We start from the raw sequence: 18,830 nt of genomic DNA on the forward strand, positions 1-18,830 counted from the left end.
ATGCCTCCGGCGATCCCGATCGCAACCTACCGACTGCAACTCACTGCCGATTTCGACTTCGATGCCGCCGCCGCGGTGGCGCCGTATCTGAAGGCGCTCGGCATCAGCCATGTCTATGCCTCGCCCTTCATGAAGGCGCGCAAGGGATCGACCCATGGCTATGACGTCGTCGACCACACCAAATTCAATCCGGAACTTGGCGGCGAAGAAGGCTTTGCGCGGCTCAGCGATGCGCTGAAGCGCCATGACCTCGGCCTGATCCTGGATTTCGTGCCGAACCATGTCGGCGTGCACTTTGCCGATAATCCGTGGTGGCTCGACGTGCTGGAATGGGGACCGGTATCGCCCCACGCGATCTCCTTCGACATCGACTGGGACCTCCTGCCCTATCGCGCGCGCGGCGGCGTGCTGCTGCCGATCCTCGGCACATCCTATGGCCAGGCGCTGGAGCGCGGCGAGATCGAGCTGCGCTACGACGCGAGCGAAGGCAGTTTCTCCGCCTGGTATTTCGAGCACCGCCTGCCGATCGCGCCGGAGCGCTATGGTGAGGTGCTGCGGACCACCGTCCGCGAGGCCGGCGCCGAAGATAGTCCGGCCGGGCGCGCGATGCTCGAGCTCGCCGCCAGGTATCGCGGGCTGCGTCACCCCAACCGCAAGGAAGCGCCGGCCCTGAAGGCGGCGATCAAGGCGATCGAGGGCAGTGCCGAAATCATCGCGCGCGGGCTCGATGCCTATCGCACCAGTGAGGACCGGCCGGCCCAGACACTGGCGCTGCATCACCTTCTGGAGCGTCAGCACTACAAGCTCGGCCACTGGCGGCTCGCCTCCAGCGACATCAACTATCGCCGCTTCTTCGACATCAACACCCTGGCCGGCCTCAGGGTCGAGGACGCCGCCACCTTCGAGGCGAGCCACAGTCTCGTGAAGCGGCTGATTGCGGAAGACCGGCTGCAAGGCCTGCGACTCGACCATATCGACGGCCTGCGCGACCCCGCCCAATACTTCCAGCGCCTGCACCGCCTGATCCGCTCCGCGCAGGGCGCCAAGGCCAAGCCGATCTACATGGTGGTCGAGAAGATCCTCGGCGAGGACGAAAGGCTAACGAAATTCAGCGGCGTCCATGGCACCACCGGCTATGAATGGATGAACACGATCAGCCAGGCGCTGGTCGATGGCGGTGGCCTCGATCCACTCAACGAGATCTGGCGCCAGGTCAGCAACCAGTCACCGAATGTGACGCCGGTGTTGCGCGCGGCCAAGCGCCGCGTGCTCGAGACCTTGCTGACCAGCGAATTCACCGTGCTGGCGCGGCTGCTCGCGCGCATTGCCAGCGGACACTATTCGACCCGCGACTTCTCCGCCGACAGCCTGCGGCAGGCGCTCGAGCTCTATGTGCTGCACTTCCCGGTCTATCGCACCTATCTTACCGTCTCCGGCCCGACCGCGCATGACCGCGCGCTGATCAGCGCGACCATCGAGCGCGCCCGCGCCGACTGGTTCGCCGCCGACGAAGGCATCTTCGACTTCCTGCGCGATGCCCTGACCATGGACCTCCTGAAGCCCGGCCGGCCGCCGCACGGTGCGCCACGAATCCGGCGCTTCGCGCTGAAGGTGCAGCAATTCACCGGGCCGATGATGGCGAAATCGCTGGAGGACACCACCTTCTATCGCTACCACCGCCTGCTCGCGCTCAACGAGGTCGGCGGCGATCCGGCGGCGAGCGCGATTACGCCCGAGACCTTCCACGCCATGATGCAGGCCCGCGCCCGCGAATGGCCGCACGGCATGACGGCGACCGCGACCCACGACACCAAGCGCGGCGAGGATGCCCGCGCCCGGATCATGGCGCTTGCGGAGATCCCCGGCGAATGGACCAGCGCGGTAGCGCGCTGGAAGGTGCTCAACGCGCCGCATCTGGTGCTCGACGGCGAGATGCGCGCCCCGTCGGCAACGTTCGAATACATGCTGTATCAGGCCCTGCTCGGCGCCTGGGACCCGGACGACGCATCGCTGGTCGGGCGCATCCAGGCCTATGCCCTGAAGGCCGCGCGCGAGGGCAAGCAGGAGACCAGCTGGCTCAATCCGCACGAAGCCTACGAGGCGGGTGTGAAGACCTTCATCGCGCGGATCCTCGATCGCAAGGCCTCGCCTGAATTCCTCGATGCGCTGGAGACACTGGCAGAGCGCACCGCGCTGATCGGCGCGCTGAACTCGCTGAGCCAGATCACGCTGAAGGCGACGATGCCGGGGGTGCCGGATTTCTACCAGGGCACCGAAAGCTGGGATCTTTCGCTTGTCGATCCGGACAACCGCCGTCCGGTCGATTTTACCGCACGCGCGGGCATGCTCGCGGCGCTGGAGACGCCGGACTGGGACGCGCTGGCGCAGGACTGGCGCGACGGCCGCCTGAAGTTCGCCTGGACGCGGCAACTGCTGCGGCTGCGCAACGAGCTGCCCGAGGTATTCAGCAGCGGCGACTACCAGCCGCTCGCGGTCCGCGGCCCGCATCGCGATCATGTCATCGCCTTCGCGCGGCGCCACGGTCGCGAGGCGGTCATCGTCGCGGCGGCGAAATCATTTGCCCCGTTCACACAGGGCGGGCGCAGCTGGCCACGCCCCGAAGCATTTGAGGGCGAGATCGACCTGACTGGATACGCGCTCCCGGGCGGCGACAGCAGGATTCAGCTCTCGGCGCTGTTCGCGAGGCTGCCGGTCGCGGTGCTGAAGGCGAGAGCCGTAGCTGGTCCCAAGCAAGCTTCAAGGCGTCCGCGCGCGCACGGCTAGCGCCGCGCGTCAGCGCTTGGTCAGCAGCAACTGCCCGCTCTTCTGAATGGCCGCCTGCGCGACCTCGGCAAAGCGTTGCAGCAGCCACGGCAGCGTCACCTCCAGGCGGACATGGGTATCCTCGACATCGAGATGTCCGGCCGCGACCTGTCCCAGCGCGCGGACGCGGAAGCTCATGCGGTTATTCTCCCAGCGCTCTTCGTCGACGCTCATCACAGGCACGTTCGCCGCTGCGCGCGACAGGCCCGTCTTCAGCCGTCGCATGGCCTCGTCGCGGCCGAGGCTGTGGGGAATCGAGACGATCAGCGGAGCCGACATCGCGGTGCACTCCTCCATGGATTCCCCTGATGTAATTGTGTTCCAGCGCAAACGGAAGGACCACACAGGTTTATAGCACCGCCGAATCCGGAACCTTCGTAGTTCCCACGTGTTTCCTTTCCCGAAGGGCAGAGATTAATGGGCCCACGGGCTGAGGAGAGACTCAATGTCACTTGGAACGATCATTCTGATTATTCTGGTCATCGCGCTGCTTGGCGGCTTCAGCGGCATCGGCGGCGGACCGTTCTACGGCACAGGCTATTATGGCGGCGGCGGTCTCGGCCTCGTGATCGTGATTCTGCTGATCCTGCTTCTGCTCGGACGCCTGTAGCCTGCGCGGATGTTGCGCACGATCCGCATCAACAACTGTCATCACCCGCGAAAGCGGGTGATCCAGTATTCCAGAGACGGTGGCGATTGAACCGATGAGCCGCGGCGCACTGGATACCCCGCTTTCGCGGGGTATGACGACTAAGCCAGCGGCACAAGCTTGCCTAAACGTTTGCTACTCGGCCGCGAGCTTCTTCATCGCCGCCTTGATCGACGAGGCCGCATCCTTATAGCCGTCCCACGCCTTGCTCTTGGCGAGCAGCGCCGGCACCGACCGCACCGTATATTTCTTCGGATCGAGGTCGCCGCGCACCTGAGCCCAGGTCAGCGGCATCGACACCGTCGCGCCCGGACGCGCCCGCGGCGACAGCACCGCAACCGCGGTCGAGAGCCGGTCGTTGCGCAGATAATCGAGGAAGATCTTTCCGGTGCGCTTGGCCTTCGACATGTTGATTAGATAGCGCTCGGGGTCATCCTGCGCCATCCACTGGCAGATGCCTTGCGCGAACGCCTTGGCTTCCTTCCAGGTCACCTTGTCCCTGGCGCCCGTGAGCAGCGGCGCCACGACGTGAAGGCCCTTGCCGCCGGTGGTCTTGCAGAAGCTCTCGAGACCGACCGCGGTGAGCCGCTGGCGCATGTCCTTGGCGGCGTCGACCACGTCGGAGAATGCGACGTCGGGCGCGGGATCGAGATCGAACACCAGGCGGCCCGGTGTGTCATAGGCATCGGGCGCGCAATTCCAGGGATGCAGCTCGAGGCCGCCGAGTTGCGCGACCGCCGCGAGGCCTTCGACCTGGTCGATCTGCAGATAGGGTTTGCGGTCGCCGGAGACCTTGGCGAGCTTGAGGAGCTTCGACGTGCCGGCCATCGCGTGGCGCTGGAAGAAGGTCTCGCCCTTGATGCCGTCAGGCGCGCGCACGATCGAGCATGGCCGGCCCTTGAGGTAGCCGATCATCCATGCGCCGACCGCCTCGAAATAGCTGGCGAGGTCGAGCTTGGTCACCGGCGCGCCGTCGCCGGCATCGGGCCACAAGGCCTTGTCCGGGTGCGAGATGGCGACGCCCATGACCTCGCCGGATTTTGCTTTCGCCATCGGCTTCACCACTCTGGTTACGACCGGCCGCTCGGCCTCGACCTCATGCGCCGGCTTGTCCTGGCGCAGGCCCTTGAACGCCGCCTGGCGGATATTGCCGGCGTCGGTCCAGCCGGCGAACTCGATCTCGGCGACGAGCTCCGGCTTCAGCCAGTGCACATCGCGGGTCTTCTTCGGCGCATCCTTGCCGCCGAACGGGCTGGTGTCGGATGCCGCCGCCTTCAGCGCCGGCATGATGCGCCGGACCGTGTCCTGGCCGAAGCCGGTGCCGACGATGCCGACAAACTCCAGATGGTCGCCGCGATAGACGCCCGCCATCAGCGAGCGGAATTTGCCGTTGGTGGTCTTCCAGCCGCCGATCACCACCTCATGGCCGGCGCGGATTTTCGCCTTGGTCCAGTCGTCGGAGCGGCCGGAGCGATAGGCACCGTCGAGCCGCTTGGAGACGATGCCTTCCAGCCCGAGCTTGCGCGCGGAATCCAGCACGGCGTCGCCACGCTCCTCGAAATGCTCGACATAGCGGATCAACTTGCCTTTGCGCGCGGCGAACAGCGCCTGCAGCCGCGCCTTGCGCTCGGTGAGCGGCAGCGGGCGCAGATCCTCGTTGCCGGCGAACAGCAGGTCGAACGCGTAGAAGATCAAGCGATCCGTCTTGCCGTCGGACAGCGCGGCCTGCAGCGTCGAGAAATGCGGAATGCCGTTCTCGTCGGGCGCGACGATCTCGCCGTCGATCAGGGCATCCGGCAACTTGCCGGCCTCCTTTACGATCGCGCCGAACTTGTCGGTCCAGTCGAGCCCCTTGCGGGTCTTCACCAAGGCCTCGCCGTCCTCGACGCGAAGCTGCACGCGATAGCCGTCGAACTTGATCTCGTGGCACCAGCCGGCGCCATTGGGCGGGTTCTCGACCGCGGCGCAGAGCTGCGGTGAAACGAAGTCCGGCATCTCCGCCACTTGCTTCGGTTGCGCCTTCGGCCTCGCCTTCAATTGCGCTTTCAATTTTTCTTGGGGCGCCGGCGCCTTGGTCCTGGCGCGCGCATCCGCGGCCATGCCGTGATTGGACTGCCAGACCGCATCCGCTTTGGCCTTGCCGTTGCCCTTCGCCAGCATGAACGGCTTCGGCGCCCGGCCCTTGCCAGCCGCGATCTCTGCCATCGAGCGGCCGGAGGCGACCGAGCGGTCCTCGTCGAGCACCGCTTCGCCATTGGTATCCACGGCGTATTCGTCGCGGTGCTTGATCAACAGCCAGTTGGTGCGCTTGCCGCCAAGGCGGTCGTTCTTCATCCGCACCAGCACCCAGCTGCCGTGCAGCTTGTCGCCGTGCAGGGTGAATTTCAGGTCGCCCTTCTTGAAGCCGCGCTCGGGATCGTCGGATTCCCAGGTGCCGCGATCCCAGAGCTGCACCGTGCCGCCGCCATACTGGTCTTCCGGAATGGTGCCTTCGAAGTCGCCATAGTCGAGCGGATGATCCTCGACCTCGACCGCGAGCCGCTTGTCATGCGGATCGAGCGAGGGTCCACGCGTCACCGCCCAGGACTTAAAGACGCCGTCGAACTCCAGCCTGAAATCATAATGCAGCCGCGTCGCATCATGCTTCTGGATCACAAAGCGCCGCTGTTTGCCGGGCGCCACCTTGACGTCGCCCGACGGCTCATTGGTCTTCTCGAAGTCGCGCTTCTTGCGATAGGTGGTGAGATTTCTCAGCGACACGTCCAGGCCTCGGCGCAAACCACGGCCGCCGCAACCGTGCGGCCATCAGGAACCAAAACCTACGGTATCCGTTCAAGTTCCAAACTCAAGCTGTTTGGAGACGATCATGGCCGCCCCCCGCGCCTACTGGAAAGGCACACTTAAACTCTCGCTGGTGTCGTGCCCCGTGGCGCTTTACCCGGCCTCGACCACGGTCGAGAAGACCCGCTTCCACATGATCAACCGGGAGACCGGCAACCGGCTGAAGCAGCAGATGGTCGATACCGAGACCGGCGACGTCGTCGAGGGCGACCAGAAGGGCCGCGGCTACGAGGTCACCAAGGGCAAATATGTCGAGATCGAGAAGGACGAGCTCGAGGCGGTCCAGATCGAAGGCAACCACACCATCGACATCGACAGTTTTGTGCCCGAGGACGAGATCGACAAGCGCTATCTCGACCAGCCCTATTACATCAGGCCGGACGGCAAGGCCGGCGTCGACGCGTTCGCGGTGATCCGCGACGCCATGAGGGACCAGGACCGCGTCGCGCTGGCACGGATCGTGCTGACCAACCGCGAGCACGTGATCGCGATCGAACCGCTCGACAAGGGCATGCTCGGCACCACCCTGCGCTATCCTTACGAGGTGCGCGATGCCGGCGACTATTTCGACGACATCAAGAGCCCGAAGGTGACCAAGGACATGGTCGAGCTCGCCGGCCACATCCTCAACAGCAAGGCAGCGCATTTTGATCCGTCGAAATTCAAGGACGAATATGAGACCGCGCTGAAGGCGCTGGTCCGCCGCAAGGCCGCCGGCAAGCCGATCAAGGCGGCCGTGCGCGAGGAGAAGCCGAGCAACGTAGTAAACCTGATGGATGCGCTGACGCAGAGCCTGAAGGACCGAAAAGGTGGCGCACGGCGGTCGGGCCCCGCCGCACGGCGCCCGGCCTCGCACCGCCGTACCGCAAAGAAGGCGCACCGGTCGAGCGCGCGGTCGCGCAAGGCGGGTTGAATCGATGCGCTGGTCATGCCCGGGCTCGACCCGGGCATCCATCTACTTGGCCAGAAAGACGTGGATGGCCGGGTCAAGCCCGGCCATGACGAACGGAGGCAGTTTAGCCCTACTTCTTCTTTGAGCTCTTTCGCTTCTTGGCTGTCTTGCGCTTCTTCGCAGTCTTCTTCTTCGGTACCTTCCGCCCCTTGGCGCGGGCCTCTGACAGACCGATCGCGATCGCCTGCTTGCGGCTCTTCACCTTTTTCTTGGAGCGGCCGCTGCGCAGCGTGCCGGCCTTGCGCTTCTTCATCACACGCTCGACATCGCTTGATGCCTTCCGCGAGTATTTTCTTGCCATGGCTTCTCTCCCAATAAGGGAAACCAAGCCTCGATGGAGACGAAAGTTCCGACGGTGTCGTCGCCCGGCTCGATGTGCGGACCGGGGACATGGGTAACACCGTTCGGAGACATGGGTAACACATCGACGGCATGGAATGGCTTGGGAGGCCGACATGCCGTGGCGCGAGGTGTCACTCATGGACCAGAGGAAAGAGTTCGTTCGATTGTTCCAGCAGCCGGATGTGAACCGGCGGGAGCTGTGCCGTCGTTTCCAGATCAGTCCGAAGACGGCTTACAAGTGGCTGGCAAGGGCGACCGCCGCAGAGGCTACGGAGAAGGATTGGGCCCGGGATCGGCCCCGGCGACCGCATGCCTCTCCGGCGCGAAGTTCGACGGCGATCGAAACGGCCGTCTTGGAGGTTCGAGATGCGCATCCCGCATGGGGGGCTCGCAAGATCCGCCATCGCCTTCAGGACCGGAAGAAAAGCCTCCCCTCGGCCTCGACGATCCACGCGATTCTGGCTCGGCATGAGCGCGTTCCACCGCCTGCCCAGCCGGCGCAATACATCCGCTTCGAGCATCCGGCTCCCAACGACGTCTGGCAGATGGACTTCAAGGGTCGCTTCCCCTTGGGCGACCGGCAGATGTGCCATCCGCTCACCATGGTCGATGATCATTCCCGTTACGCCCTGTGCTTGCAGGCCTGCACCAACGAGCAGAGTGAGACGGTCCAGCAGCATCTCGAGCAGACCTTTCGCCGCTACGGCTTGCCAAATGCGTTCCTGGTCGACAACGGCGTGCCCTGGGGCACCTGCTCCGAGGTCCGATGGACCAAACTCCGGGTCTGGCTGCTCAAGCTTGGCGTCGACGTCATCTATGCCCGTCCCTATCATCCTCAGACCAAGGGCAAGAACGAGCGCTTCCATCGCACGCTGAAGACCGAAGTCCTGTCCATGACAACGTTCAGAACCACGCGCGATCTGCAAAAGGCATTCGACCGCTGGCGGCACGTCTACAACACCGAGCGACCGCACCAATCACTGGACTACGATGTGCCCGCGAAACGGTATCGGCCAAGCCTTCGTTCGTTGCCGAACAAGTTGCCTGAGCCCGAATACGAGGAAGGGGCAATCGTGCGGAGGGCCAGCCAGCTCAAGGCCAATCTCCGCTTCGGCAAGCGGCGCTGGCGCGTTCCCGAAGCCTTCCGAGGCGAACTCCTGGCCATCAGGCCACTCGCCACGGACGGAACCTTCGGTGTCTACTTCGGAGCCAACCAGATCGCATCCATCGACCTACGGACCGATTCAAAATGAACCCGTTACCCATGTCTCCGAACGGTGTTACCCATGTCCCCGGTCCGCACACTCGACCGGGCGACCCAGTATCCCAGAGACCGTAGCGATTGAGCAGAGAGGCCGCGGTGTACTGGATGCCCCGCTTGAAGCGGGGCATGACAACGCCTAATCCGCAGCGCGCAGCCGATAGCCGATGCCGGTCTCGGTCAGCACGAATTGCGGACGCTCGGGGTCGGCCTCGATCTTTTGGCGGAGCTGGCGCACATAGACGCGCAGATATTGCGCGTCGGTCAATTCGTCCCACAATTCCTTCAAGAGGAAGCGATGCGTCAGCACCTTGCCGGCGTGCTGCACCAGCACCCGCAAGAGATCGTATTCCTTCGGTGACAGCTTGATCTCTCTGTCGCCGACCTTGACGATCCGGCGCACCAGGTCGACCGAGAGATCACCGGAGCGGAACACCGGCCGCTCGCCCTGCACCTGCAGCTGGTGGCGCAGCGCCGCGCGCAGCCGCGCCAGCAATTCGTCCATGCCAAACGGCTTGGTCAGGTAATCGTCGGCGCCGAGATCGAGCGCCTGCACCTTGCCGGCCTCGTCGCCGCGGCTCGACAGCACCACGATCGGCACGCTCTCGTTGCGGCCGCGGATCATGCGCAGCAAGTCGTGGCCCTGGATGTCGGGCAATCCGAGATCGAGGATGATCAGTGCCGGCCCCTCGCCCAGCATCTCCAGCGCGATTCTGCCGTTGGAGGCCTCGAGGATGTCGTAGCCCTGCGTGCTCAGTCCCATCCGTAAGAGCTTGCGGATCGGCGGCTCGTCGTCGATGACCAGGACTTTGATCGGCGTCGCGTTCATGCAGCAGTGTCCAGCGCGTTGGTGTCGGCCGGGATCGGCAGGCGGATGGTGATGACGGCGCCGCTCCGGTCGGAGCGGTTGGCCGCCGCGATCGTGCCGCGCATCGCCTCGACGAAACCGCGCGAGATCGCAAGGCCGAGGCCGGTGCCGGGGCGGACATGGTCGCCCTTCTCGGCGCGATAGAACTTGTCGAACACGCTATCAAGCTCGGCGGCCGGAATGCCGTTGCCTTCATCGAGGATCTGCAGCGCGATGGTGTCGCGGTCGCGCGCGCCGCGGATCGAGATCGTGGTGTCCGAGGGAGCGTATTTGGCGGCGTTGTCGAGCAGGTTGAACAGCACCTGCTCGAACAGCACGGCGTCGAGCTCCAGCATCGGCAAGTCGGCGGCGAGCTCGAGCGACACCCGGTGATGCACCAGGATCTTGGCGGCACGGCGCAGCGCGCTGCCGACGATCTCGCCGACATCGTGCCGCGCCGTGTTGGGCACGATCGCGCCGGATTCCAGCTTGGTCATGTCGAGCAGATTGGCGATGAAGCGATTGAGCCGCTCCGACTCGTCGATCACGGTCGCAAGCAGATCATGCTTCTGGGCATCGCTCAGGCTGGCGCCGAGATCGCGCAGCGCCGAGGCCGAGCCGAGCACCGAGGCCAGCGGCGTCTTGAGATCGTGCGAGATCGAGGTCAGGAGCGCGCCGCGCAGCCGGTCGGACTCGACCGTGCGCTTGACGCGATCCATGTCCTCGACCAGCAGCACGCGCTCGATCGCGAGCGCCCCCTGGTCGACCAGCGCGTCGAGCAGTCGGCGCTGGTCTGGTGTCAACAGCGGCCCGGTGCGGTCGTCGTCGATGCCGATCACGCCGATCGGGCCGCGGCCGGTGCGCATCGGCAGGAACAATCGTTTGCCGCCCGGCAGCGTGTCCGAGCCGCGGCCGGCCGGGCGATCGTTGCCCCACGCCCAGTTGGCGGCGGCGAGATCGGCCTGATCGAGCTGGTCTTCCGGCGGATAGCCGCTCTTGACGGTCAGCATGCCGCCCTCCGGCAGCAACAGCACCACGCGCACCTTGAGCATCAGCGCGATCTGGTAGGCGGTCGCCCACAGCACGTCGTCCAGCGTCGCAGTGCCGGCGAGCTTGCGACTGAAGGCATAGAGCGACTCGGTGGTGCGGACGCGGCCGATCGCGGTGTCGGCCTGGACGCGCACCCGCGCCGCGACGTTGGAGACCAAGAGCGCGATCAGCATGAAGAAGAAGAACGCCGCGACGTTGGTCGGGTCGGTGATGGTGAAGGTGTAGACCGGCGGCAGGAAGAAGAAATTGTAGCATAGCGAGGCGGCGACGCTGGCCAGCAGCGACGGCCACAGGCCGTAGCGCGCCGCCGCACCGACCACCGCGGTGATGAAGACGAGGTCGACATTCTCGATGCCGAAGAACGGCTGGATCAGCTTGGCCGCGCCGAGCCCGATGGCCGTCAGCAGCAGCGCCATTAGATAGGGCCGCGGGTTGAACGGCTCCTGGCGCTGCGCGGTCTGCACCGCCGCCTTGCCGACCGGCAGTTCGTCGCCGGCGATCACGTTGACGCTGATATTGCCGGCGCGGCGCACCAGATCGTGCACCACCGAGCCGTGGGTCAGCTCGAACCAGCGCGAGCGGCTCGACTTGCCGATGATGATCTGGGTGACGTTGTTGGCCTGGGCGAAATTGATGACGTCGTCGGCGATGCGGCGGCCGACGCCGGGCAGGGTCAGCGCCTCGCCGCCGAGCGACTCAGCAAGCCGCATGGTGTCGGCAAGCCGGTCGCGCTGCTCGTCGCTCAGTTGCAGGCTGCGCCGCGTCTCGATACTGACGGCGGTCCATTGCGCATGCAGCCGGTCGGCCAGGCGCTTGGTGTAGCGTACGAGGCCGGCCGCGCGCGGGTCCTCGCTGAGGCAAACCAGGATGCGCTCGCCCGCCGCCCAGGGCCCCTGGATGGCATTGGCCTGCATGTGGGTGAGCAGCTGCTCGTCGACCCGCTCGGCGGTACGGCGCAGCGCCAGCTCGCGCAGCGCGGTCAGATTGCCAGGCGAGAAATAGTGCTCCAGCGCGCGTTCGGCCTGCTTGGGCACATAGACCTTGCCCTCCTTGAGCCGCTGGATCAGGTCGTCGGGCGTGAGGTCGATCAGCTCGATCGCATCGGCGCGATCGACCACCGAGTCGGGCACGGTCTCGCGCACCCGCACATGGGTGATCTGCGCGACGACGTCGTTGAGGCTCTCGATGTGCTGGATGTTGATCGCGGTGTAGACGTCGATGCCGTGCGACAGCAGCTCCTCGACATCGAGATAGCGCTTGGGATGCCGGCTGCCCGGCGCATTGGTGTGGGCGAGCTCGTCGACCAGTGCGAGCTGCGGCCGCCGCGCGATCAGGGCGTCGAGGTCCATCTCCTCGAGCGTCTGGTCGCGATAGGCCAGCCGCTTCCGCGGTATCACCTCGAGACCCCTGAGCAGCGCCTCGGTCTCCACCCGCCCGTGGGTTTCGACGACGCCGACCACGACGTCGACGCCCGCCTTGAGGCGGGCGTGGGCGCTCTGCAACATCTCGTAGGTCTTGCCGACGCCGGGAGCTGCGCCGATGAAGATCTTCAGCCGCCCCGATCGATCGGTCTCCCGGCGCGCCGCCTCCAGCAGCGCATCCGGCGAGGGTCGTTTATGGGGGTCACGCTGATTGGCCATACCGCAATATAGTCATCCTGCGAGAGCGGGCCTACTCCCCTATTTTGCCTTTGCCGCGTCGAGCGCCAGGTTGAGCGCAAGAACGTTAACGCGGGGCTCACCGACAATGCCGGCGAAACGGCCCTGCGTGTTCTGCGTCACCAGCTCGCGCACCGCGTCCTCCGACATGCTGCGCGCCTTCGCCACCCGCGGCACCTGGAACAGCGCGGCGTCCGGCGAGATGTCGGGATCGAGGCCGCTGGCCGAGGTGGTGACGAGATCGACCGGCACGCTGGCGGTCGGATTCTCCGCCTTCAGCTTCTCGACATCCTCCTTGACCCGGTCGTTCAGCGCCTTGCTGGTCGGGCCGAGGTTGGAGCCACCGGAATTGGCCGCGTTGTAGGGCGCCGGCACGGTCTTCGTCGAATCGTTCGGATCGGGCGCGACGGTCGCCGACGGCCGGCCGTGGAAGTATTTATCCTCCTTGAACTCCTGCCCGATCAGGGCGGAGCCGATCACCTTGCCGTCCTTCTCGATCAGGCTGCCTTGCGCCTGCTTCGGAAAGATGACGCCGGCGATCGCCGTCATGGCGAGCGGATAGGCAAGGCCCGTGATCGCGGTCAGCAGGACCAGCACGAGGATGGCGGGACGGATTTCTTTCAACATGGTAGGTCTCCGAATCCTAGGTCGTCATTGCGAGGAGCGAAGCGACGAAGCAATCCACACTTTCTTCGCGGACAGATGGATTGCTTCGCTGCGCTCGCAATGACGGTTGTGGTTACGCAAGGCCCAGGGCGGCGACGATAAGGTCGATCGCCTTGATGCCGATGAACGGAATGATGATGCCGCCTAAGCCGTAGATCATCAGGTTGCGGCTGAGCAGCGCGCCGGCACCGACCGCGCGATACTTGACGCCCTTCAGCGCCAGGGGAATCAGCGCGATGATGATCAGCGCGTTGAAGATGATCGCCGACAGGATCGCACTCTGCGGGCTCGCCAGGTGCATGACGTTAAGCACCTGAAGTTGCGGATAGAACGCGAGGAACATCGCCGGGATGATCGCAAAGTATTTTGCGACGTCGTTGGCGATCGAGAACGTGGTCAGCGCACCGCGGGTCATCAGGAGCTGCTTGCCGATCTCGACCACCTCGATCAGCTTGGTCGGGTTGGAGTCGAGGTCGACCATGTTGCCGGCCTCGCGGGCCGCCTGGGTGCCGGTGTTCATGGCGACGCCGACATCGGCCTGCGCGAGCGCCGGCGCGTCGTTGGTGCCGTCGCCGCACATCGCGACCAGCTTGCCCTTGGACTGCTCGTCGCGGATCAGCTTGAGCTTGTCCTCGGGGGTTGCCTGCGCCAGGAAGTCGTCGACGCCGGCCTCGGCCGCGATCGCGGCCGCGGTCATCGGATTGTCGCCGGTGATCATCACGGTGCGGATGCCCATGCGGCGCAGCTCGGCAAAGCGCTCGCGGATGCCGCCCTTGACGATGTCCTTCAGATGCACGACGCCGAGCAGCTTGCCGTCCTTGGCGACCGCCAGCGGCGTGCCGCCGGCCTTGGCGATCTCATCGGCAATCGACTGGATCTCGCGCGCCTCGGCGCCCATGGTCGCCGCGACCGCACGGACGGTGTTGCCCGAGGCGACCGTGCGGGGCGAGCCGCCGTCGACATAGGCGAGAATGGCGTCGACCGCACCCTTGCGGACCGACGAGGTGCCGGCATCGATGCCGCTCATGCGGGTCTGCGCGGTGAACGGCACGAAGGTCGCGGCAAGCTCGTGCATGTCACGGCCGCGGATGCCGTATTTCTCCTTGGCGAGCACCACGATCGAGCGGCCTTCCGGCGTTTCGTCGGCGAGCGAAGCGAGCTGGGCCGCGTCGGCGAGGTCCTGCTCGGAGACGCCACGGATCGGACGGAACGCCGTGGCCTGGCGGTTGCCGAGCGTGATGGTGCCGGTCTTGTCCAGCAGCAGCGTGTCGACGTCGCCGGCGGCTTCCACCGCGCGGCCGGACATCGCCAGCACGTTGAAGCGCACCAGGCGGTCCATGCCGGCGATGCCGATGGCCGACAACAGCGCGCCGATCGTGGTCGGGATCAGCGTGACGAACAGCGCCACCAGCACCACGACCGAGATCGAGCCGCCGGCATAGGCCGCATAGCTCGGGATCGTCACCGTCGCGAACACGAAAATGATGGTGAGGCCCGCGAGCAGGATGTTGAGCGCGATCTCGTTCGGCGTCTTCTGCCGCTCGGCGCCCTCCACCAGTCTGATCATGCGGTCGATGAAGGTCGAGCCCTGCGCCGCGGTGATGCGGACGCGGATCCAGTCCGACAGCACCTGGGTGCCGCCGGTGACCGCCGAACGGTCGCCGCCAGACTCGCGAATGACCGGCGCGGATTCACCGGTGATGGCGGCTTCGTTGACTGAAGCGACACCTTCGATCACCTCGCCGTCGGACGGAATGTTGTCGCCGGCCTCGACCAGCACGATGTCGCCGACCTTCAGCGAGGTACCGGGCACCATGCGATAGGTCCGGTCGGTGCCGGTCAGCAGCTTGGCCTGGCTCTCGGTGCGGGTCTTCTTCAGCGATTCCGCCTGCGCCTTGCCGCGACCTTCGGCGACGGCTTCGGCGAAGTTGGCGAACAGCACCGTGAACCAGAGCCAGAGGATGATCTGGAAGGTGAAGCCGAGGTTGGCGCCGCCGGTGACGAGGTCGCGTACGAAGATGATTGTGGTCAATGCAGCCACCACCTCCACCACGAACATCACGGGGTTCTTCATCATCAGCCGTGGATCGAGCTTGACGAAGGCCGACCAGATCGCCGGCACCAGGATTTTCGGGTCGAGCATGGTCGACGCCGTCACCTGTTTCTGCAGTTTCATGGTTTCCATGGATGTCACTCCGGACGTATTCAATCAGAACAGGGTGTTGGCGTTCATGGCGAGGTGCTCGACGATCGGCCCGAGCGCGAGCGCCGGGAAGAAGGTCAGACCGCCGATGATCAGGATCACGCCGATGACGAGGCCGACGAACAGCCCGCCCGTGGTCGGGAAGGTGCCCGCCGAGGCCGGGATCGACTTCTTCTCGACCAGCGATCCCGCGATCGCCATTGCCGGCACGATCATGAAGAATCGGCCGACGAACATCGCCGAGGCGAGCGTGAGGTTGTAGAACAGGGTGTTGCCGGTGAGGCCCGCGAACGCCGAGCCGTTGTTGCCGGTCGCCGAGGTAAAGGCATAGAGCACCTCGGTGAAGCCGTGCGGGCCGGCATTGGCCATCGAGGCCACCGCCGACGGCAGCACGACGCCGACCGCGGTCCAGCCGAGATACATCAGCGGCAGCACCAGGATCGCGAGCATCGCCATCTTGACCTCGCGCGCCTCGATCTTCTTGCCGACATATTCCGGCGTGCGGCCGACCATCAGGCCGGCGACGAAGATCGCCAGCACGACGAACAGCAGCATGCCGTAGAAGCCGGCGCCGACGCCGCCGATGATGACTTCGCCGAGCTGCATGTTGATCAGCGGGATCATGCCGCCGAGCGCGGTGAAGCTGTCATGCATGGCGTTGACCGCGCCGCAGGAGGCGGCGGTGGTGACGACGGCGAACAGCGAGGACGCGACGATGCCGAAGCGGACCTCCTTGCCCTCCATGTTGCCACCGGAGAGACCCAGCGCCTGCAGCGCGGAGGTGCCGTTGGCTTCCGCCCAATAGGTGACGGTGACGCCGGCGACGAACAGGATGCCCATCACGGCGAAGATCGCCCAGCCCTGGCGCTCGTTGCCGACCATGCGGCCGAACACGTTGGTCATCGCAGCGCCGAGCGCGAAGATCGAGATCATCTGCACCAGGTTCGACAACGCGGTCGGATTCTCGAACGGATGCGCGGCGTTGGCATTGAAGAAGCCGCCGCCATTGGTGCCGAGCATCTTGATCGCAACCTGCGAGGCGACCGGCCCGAGCGCGATGGTCTGCTTGCCGCCCTCCAGCGTGGTGGCGTCGACATAGGCGCCGAGGGTCTGCGGCATGCCCTGCCAGACCAGGAACAGCGCATAGACGATGCAGATCGGCAGCAGGACGTAGAGCGTGCAGCGCGTGACGTCGACCCAGAAATTGCCGACCGTGCGCATCGACGAACGGGTGAAGCCGCGGATCAGCGCCATCGCCAGCGCGATGCCGGTCGCCGCCGACAGGAAGTTCTGGTGGGTGAGGCCCAGCATCTGGACCAGATAGGACAGCGTGCTCTCGCCGCCGTAGTTCTGCCAGTTGGTGTTGGTGATGAAGGAGATCGCGGTGTTGAAGGAGAGATCCTCCGCAACCACGGTCTGGCCGGCCGGGTTGAACGGCAGCACCGCCTGCAGCCGCATCAGGCCGTAGATGAGAGCGAAGCCGCCGACATGGAACAGCAGCATGGCGACCGTATAGGTCAGCCAGTGCTGCTCGCGCCGCTCGTCGACGCCGCCGACCCAGTAGATGCCGCGCTCGACGGGGCGCAGCACGGGTGAGAGGAAGGTGCGCTCGCCATTGAACACGCGGGTCATGTACCAGCCGAGCGGTTTGACCAGCGCGACCACGATCGCGCAGAACAGAATAATTTGAATCCAACCGATGACGGTCATTGCGTCAAACCTTTCGAATGGGTGCGAAGCGCAGCAGCGACGCGAACACGCCGAGCAACAGCCCGGTCAGCACCGCGTCGGCCAACAGAATTGTGCAAAGCGCTGACATCGCGGGCCGCCTAGAAGCGTTCGGGCCGCAGCAGTGCGTAGGTGAGGTAGAACAGCAGGCCGAGCGAGACGAGGCCGGCGAGCGAGTAATCGAAGATCATCGCCGCCTCCCTTAAAGCCGTTCGCAGGCGTAGGCGTAGCCGATGCCGGCCGCGAAGAAGCCGATCGCGAGCGCCGCCATGAGAATGTCCATCATGAGAGACTCCTATGCATCCGAGGGGCGCGGGACGACCGTATAAGCGCTCCGCGCCGGATGACCGTGAGGTGCCATCCGGGGCATAGGTTTTCGAGATGTGACGCATAAGGACGTTATAGGAATCCTATAAAGGCCTCAGTGCCGCCAACACTCTCCGCCGTCGTCCCGGCGAAAGCCGGGACCCATAACCACAGGGCGAAGTTTTGCGATGGCTGGGGACCCAGCGTGATCTCACAACCAAATTCGGTGGCTATGGGTCCCGGCCTTCGCCGGGACGACGCATGATCTTTATGGAATCCCTATATCTCCGCCCCTCACCTCATCTCGTTTTCAAATGGCCATCAGGCCATTTTGGGCCTGCGGCCAATGCCTTGAGCCGCGCGCAAGACGAGATGACGCCATGTCCGTGCTATCCCAACCCACCTCCACCGACCTCGGCGAACGGTTGCGCGATGCCTATACTGTCACCGCCGAATTCATGGCCGACATCGTCAGCCAGACCTGCCGGCGCTTTCCCTCGGCCGGGCAGAGCGGCAAGACCTCCCGTATCGAGCACCTGATCCGGTCCGGCGCATGGACCGACGCCGCGATCGCGCTGCTCGATCTCGAACTGCCGCAGTGGCAGATCCGCCGCCTGGTCTATGACGAGGGCGAGTGGTACTGCGCATTGTCGCGCGAACGCGAGCTGCCCGACTGGCTCGACCAATCGATCGAGGCCCACCATGCGGATCTCGCGCTTGCGATCCTCAGCGCCTTCGTCGAGGCGCAGCGGATCGTGGCCCCCGAGAACCGCACCAGCGTGCCCACCGTCCGTCGCGGTATCAGCTCACTCTACGAGCCTTTGTTCGTCGACAATATCGGCTGATGGCGGCGCCATCGTGAACGCAAAACAACTGCCGCGGCAGCTGCAGTCGGTCCAGGTGATGGTCCGGTTCGGTTTCCGGCTTGCCATCATGATCGGCTTTGCCGTGTTCGCCGGCGCAGGCTTCGGCAGGGGCCTCGTCACGCTGCTCTGGATGTCGGCACTGATCTGTGCGCTGGCCGGATTGGTCAAGCGCGAGATGCCGTTCGCGGCAAATCTCAATCACTGGGACGAGATGACCGCCTATGTCGCGCTGTGCGCACTGGGGACCGGCATCGTCCAGCACATCTAAGCCCACCCCTCAAATCCTATGCCGCTCCTATGAAGTCATCCATCGCTCGCGCTCGATTTCATATCCGGCAACACAGACATTGAACGCGTGACTTCCACCTGAAGGACTACAATCGTGAAACTCGTCGAACCTCCCTCGTGTAGCGCTGTGTCCACCATTGTCTTCATCGGCCGCAACCACCGCGGCCAGTGGGTCGCCCAGCAGCAGAACGGCCTCTATGGCGGCCTGTTCGTCAACCGCGCCCAGGCTGTCAAATATGCGCTGTTCGAGAACGGCCAGCACCCCGAAATGATCGTCGAACTGTCGCGTGAGCTCGAGCTCGATATGCGCGGCGAGACCGTGCCCCTCCCCGCCAGCCGCGTGGCCTGAG

Annotated in this window: 16 protein-coding genes; 7 read left to right on the forward strand and 9 right to left on the reverse strand. The window is 65.1% G+C overall.

What is annotated here, in order from left to right; genetic code table 11:
* Entirely contained in the window at positions 1–2,784 is a 2,784-nt protein-coding gene (gene treY, locus AAFG13_RS15465) for a malto-oligosyltrehalose synthase (protein ID WP_342712527.1), read from the forward strand.
* A 9-nt stretch (positions 2,785–2,793) separates the two neighbouring features.
* On the opposite strand, the gene AAFG13_RS15470 is transcribed toward treY, so the two are convergent.
* Positions 2,794–3,102 (reverse strand): polyhydroxyalkanoic acid system family protein, encoded by a 309-nt coding sequence (locus AAFG13_RS15470; protein ID WP_092125961.1) that lies wholly within the window; start codon positions 3,100–3,102, stop codon positions 2,794–2,796.
* Between the two features lie 166 nt (positions 3,103–3,268).
* Here AAFG13_RS15470 and AAFG13_RS15475 point away from each other — a divergent pair, with 166 nt between their 5' ends.
* On the forward strand, positions 3,269–3,433 hold the full coding sequence (locus tag AAFG13_RS15475; protein ID WP_076865768.1) for a DUF3309 family protein: 165 nt from the start codon (positions 3,269–3,271) through the stop codon (positions 3,431–3,433).
* A 174-nt stretch (positions 3,434–3,607) separates the two neighbouring features.
* Here AAFG13_RS15475 and ligD read toward each other — a convergent pair whose 3' ends face one another.
* Positions 3,608–6,232 carry a DNA ligase D gene (gene ligD / locus AAFG13_RS15480; protein WP_342712528.1) on the reverse strand — a complete coding sequence of 875 codons (2,625 nt, stop codon included), beginning with the start codon at positions 6,230–6,232 and terminating at the stop codon, positions 3,608–3,610.
* 106 nt (positions 6,233–6,338) lie between these two features.
* On the opposite strand from ligD, the gene AAFG13_RS15485 reads away from it, so the two are divergent.
* Positions 6,339–7,226 (forward strand): Ku protein, encoded by an 888-nt coding sequence (locus tag AAFG13_RS15485; RefSeq protein ID WP_342712529.1) that lies wholly within the window; start codon positions 6,339–6,341, stop codon positions 7,224–7,226.
* Between the two features lie 109 nt (positions 7,227–7,335).
* On the opposite strand, the gene AAFG13_RS15490 is transcribed toward AAFG13_RS15485, so the two are convergent.
* Positions 7,336–7,566, reverse strand: a complete 231-nt coding sequence (locus tag AAFG13_RS15490) for a DUF6496 domain-containing protein (protein ID WP_212310697.1) — start codon at positions 7,564–7,566, stop codon at positions 7,336–7,338.
* A gap of 154 nt (positions 7,567–7,720) precedes the next feature.
* Between AAFG13_RS15490 and AAFG13_RS15495 the strand changes: the two genes are divergently transcribed.
* Positions 7,721–8,860: an IS481 family transposase gene (locus AAFG13_RS15495; protein WP_342712530.1), complete on the forward strand. Its 1,140-nt coding sequence runs from the start codon at positions 7,721–7,723 to the stop codon at positions 8,858–8,860.
* Positions 8,861–9,007: 147 nt separating this feature from the next.
* Here AAFG13_RS15495 and AAFG13_RS15500 read toward each other — a convergent pair whose 3' ends face one another.
* From AAFG13_RS15500 to AAFG13_RS15525, 6 genes are all read right to left on the reverse strand, one after another.
* Positions 9,008–9,697: a response regulator transcription factor gene (locus AAFG13_RS15500; protein ID WP_212310698.1), complete on the reverse strand. Its 690-nt coding sequence runs from the start codon at positions 9,695–9,697 to the stop codon at positions 9,008–9,010.
* Entirely contained in the window at positions 9,694–12,405 is a 2,712-nt protein-coding gene (locus AAFG13_RS15505) for a sensor histidine kinase KdpD (protein ID WP_342712531.1), read from the reverse strand. The genes AAFG13_RS15500 and AAFG13_RS15505 overlap by 4 nt, the downstream gene beginning before the upstream one ends.
* A gap of 39 nt (positions 12,406–12,444) precedes the next feature.
* Positions 12,445–13,050 (reverse strand): K(+)-transporting ATPase subunit C, encoded by a 606-nt coding sequence (locus tag AAFG13_RS15510; protein ID WP_342712532.1) that lies wholly within the window; start codon positions 13,048–13,050, stop codon positions 12,445–12,447.
* 112 nt (positions 13,051–13,162) lie between these two features.
* Positions 13,163–15,274: a potassium-transporting ATPase subunit KdpB gene (gene kdpB / locus AAFG13_RS15515; protein WP_342712533.1), complete on the reverse strand. Its 2,112-nt coding sequence runs from the start codon at positions 15,272–15,274 to the stop codon at positions 13,163–13,165.
* 24 nt (positions 15,275–15,298) lie between these two features.
* Positions 15,299–17,002 carry a potassium-transporting ATPase subunit KdpA gene (kdpA, locus tag AAFG13_RS15520; protein ID WP_342712534.1) on the reverse strand — a complete coding sequence of 568 codons (1,704 nt, stop codon included), beginning with the start codon at positions 17,000–17,002 and terminating at the stop codon, positions 15,299–15,301.
* Between the two features lie 119 nt (positions 17,003–17,121).
* Complete coding sequence (locus AAFG13_RS15525) at positions 17,122–17,211, reverse strand: K(+)-transporting ATPase subunit F (protein ID WP_016846764.1); 90 nt, start codon at positions 17,209–17,211, stop codon at positions 17,122–17,124.
* Between the two features lie 495 nt (positions 17,212–17,706).
* On the opposite strand from AAFG13_RS15525, the gene AAFG13_RS15530 reads away from it, so the two are divergent.
* The 3 genes from AAFG13_RS15530 to AAFG13_RS15540 all read left to right on the forward strand — a co-directional run bounded on the left by AAFG13_RS15530 (position 17,707) and on the right by AAFG13_RS15540 (position 18,829).
* On the forward strand, positions 17,707–18,171 hold the full coding sequence (locus tag AAFG13_RS15530; protein WP_342712535.1) for a hypothetical protein: 465 nt from the start codon (positions 17,707–17,709) through the stop codon (positions 18,169–18,171).
* Positions 18,172–18,184: 13 nt separating this feature from the next.
* Positions 18,185–18,460, forward strand: a complete 276-nt coding sequence (locus AAFG13_RS15535; RefSeq protein WP_342712536.1) for a hypothetical protein — start codon at positions 18,185–18,187, stop codon at positions 18,458–18,460.
* A 114-nt stretch (positions 18,461–18,574) separates the two neighbouring features.
* Positions 18,575–18,829 (forward strand): hypothetical protein, encoded by a 255-nt coding sequence (locus tag AAFG13_RS15540; protein WP_342712537.1) that lies wholly within the window; start codon positions 18,575–18,577, stop codon positions 18,827–18,829.
* Position 18,830 lies beyond the last annotated feature (1 nt).

The organism is Bradyrhizobium sp. B124 (assembly GCF_038967635.1).
Lineage (GTDB): Bacteria > Pseudomonadota > Alphaproteobacteria > Rhizobiales > Xanthobacteraceae > Bradyrhizobium.

Bases quoted from the DNA above. Each gene is read 5' to 3' on its own strand.
- treY (WP_342712527.1), top strand. From the start codon at position 1: ATGCCTCCGGCGATCCCGATCGCAACCTACCGACTGCAACTCACTGCC.
- AAFG13_RS15470 (WP_092125961.1), bottom strand. From the start codon at position 3,102: ATGTCGGCTCCGCTGATCGTCTCGATTCCCCACAGCCTCGGCCGCGAC.
- AAFG13_RS15475 (WP_076865768.1), top strand. From the start codon at position 3,269: ATGTCACTTGGAACGATCATTCTGATTATTCTGGTCATCGCGCTGCTT.
- AAFG13_RS15485 (WP_342712529.1), top strand. From the start codon at position 6,339: ATGGCCGCCCCCCGCGCCTACTGGAAAGGCACACTTAAACTCTCGCTG.
- AAFG13_RS15490 (WP_212310697.1), bottom strand. From the start codon at position 7,566: ATGGCAAGAAAATACTCGCGGAAGGCATCAAGCGATGTCGAGCGTGTG.
- AAFG13_RS15495 (WP_342712530.1), top strand. From the start codon at position 7,721: ATGCCGTGGCGCGAGGTGTCACTCATGGACCAGAGGAAAGAGTTCGTT.
- AAFG13_RS15500 (WP_212310698.1), bottom strand. From the start codon at position 9,697: ATGAACGCGACGCCGATCAAAGTCCTGGTCATCGACGACGAGCCGCCG.
- AAFG13_RS15505 (WP_342712531.1), bottom strand. From the start codon at position 12,405: ATGGCCAATCAGCGTGACCCCCATAAACGACCCTCGCCGGATGCGCTG.
- AAFG13_RS15510 (WP_342712532.1), bottom strand. From the start codon at position 13,050: ATGTTGAAAGAAATCCGTCCCGCCATCCTCGTGCTGGTCCTGCTGACC.
- kdpB (WP_342712533.1), bottom strand. From the start codon at position 15,274: ATGGAAACCATGAAACTGCAGAAACAGGTGACGGCGTCGACCATGCTC.
- kdpA (WP_342712534.1), bottom strand. From the start codon at position 17,002: ATGACCGTCATCGGTTGGATTCAAATTATTCTGTTCTGCGCGATCGTG.
- AAFG13_RS15525 (WP_016846764.1), bottom strand. From the start codon at position 17,211: ATGATCTTCGATTACTCGCTCGCCGGCCTCGTCTCGCTCGGCCTGCTG.
- AAFG13_RS15530 (WP_342712535.1), top strand. From the start codon at position 17,707: ATGTCCGTGCTATCCCAACCCACCTCCACCGACCTCGGCGAACGGTTG.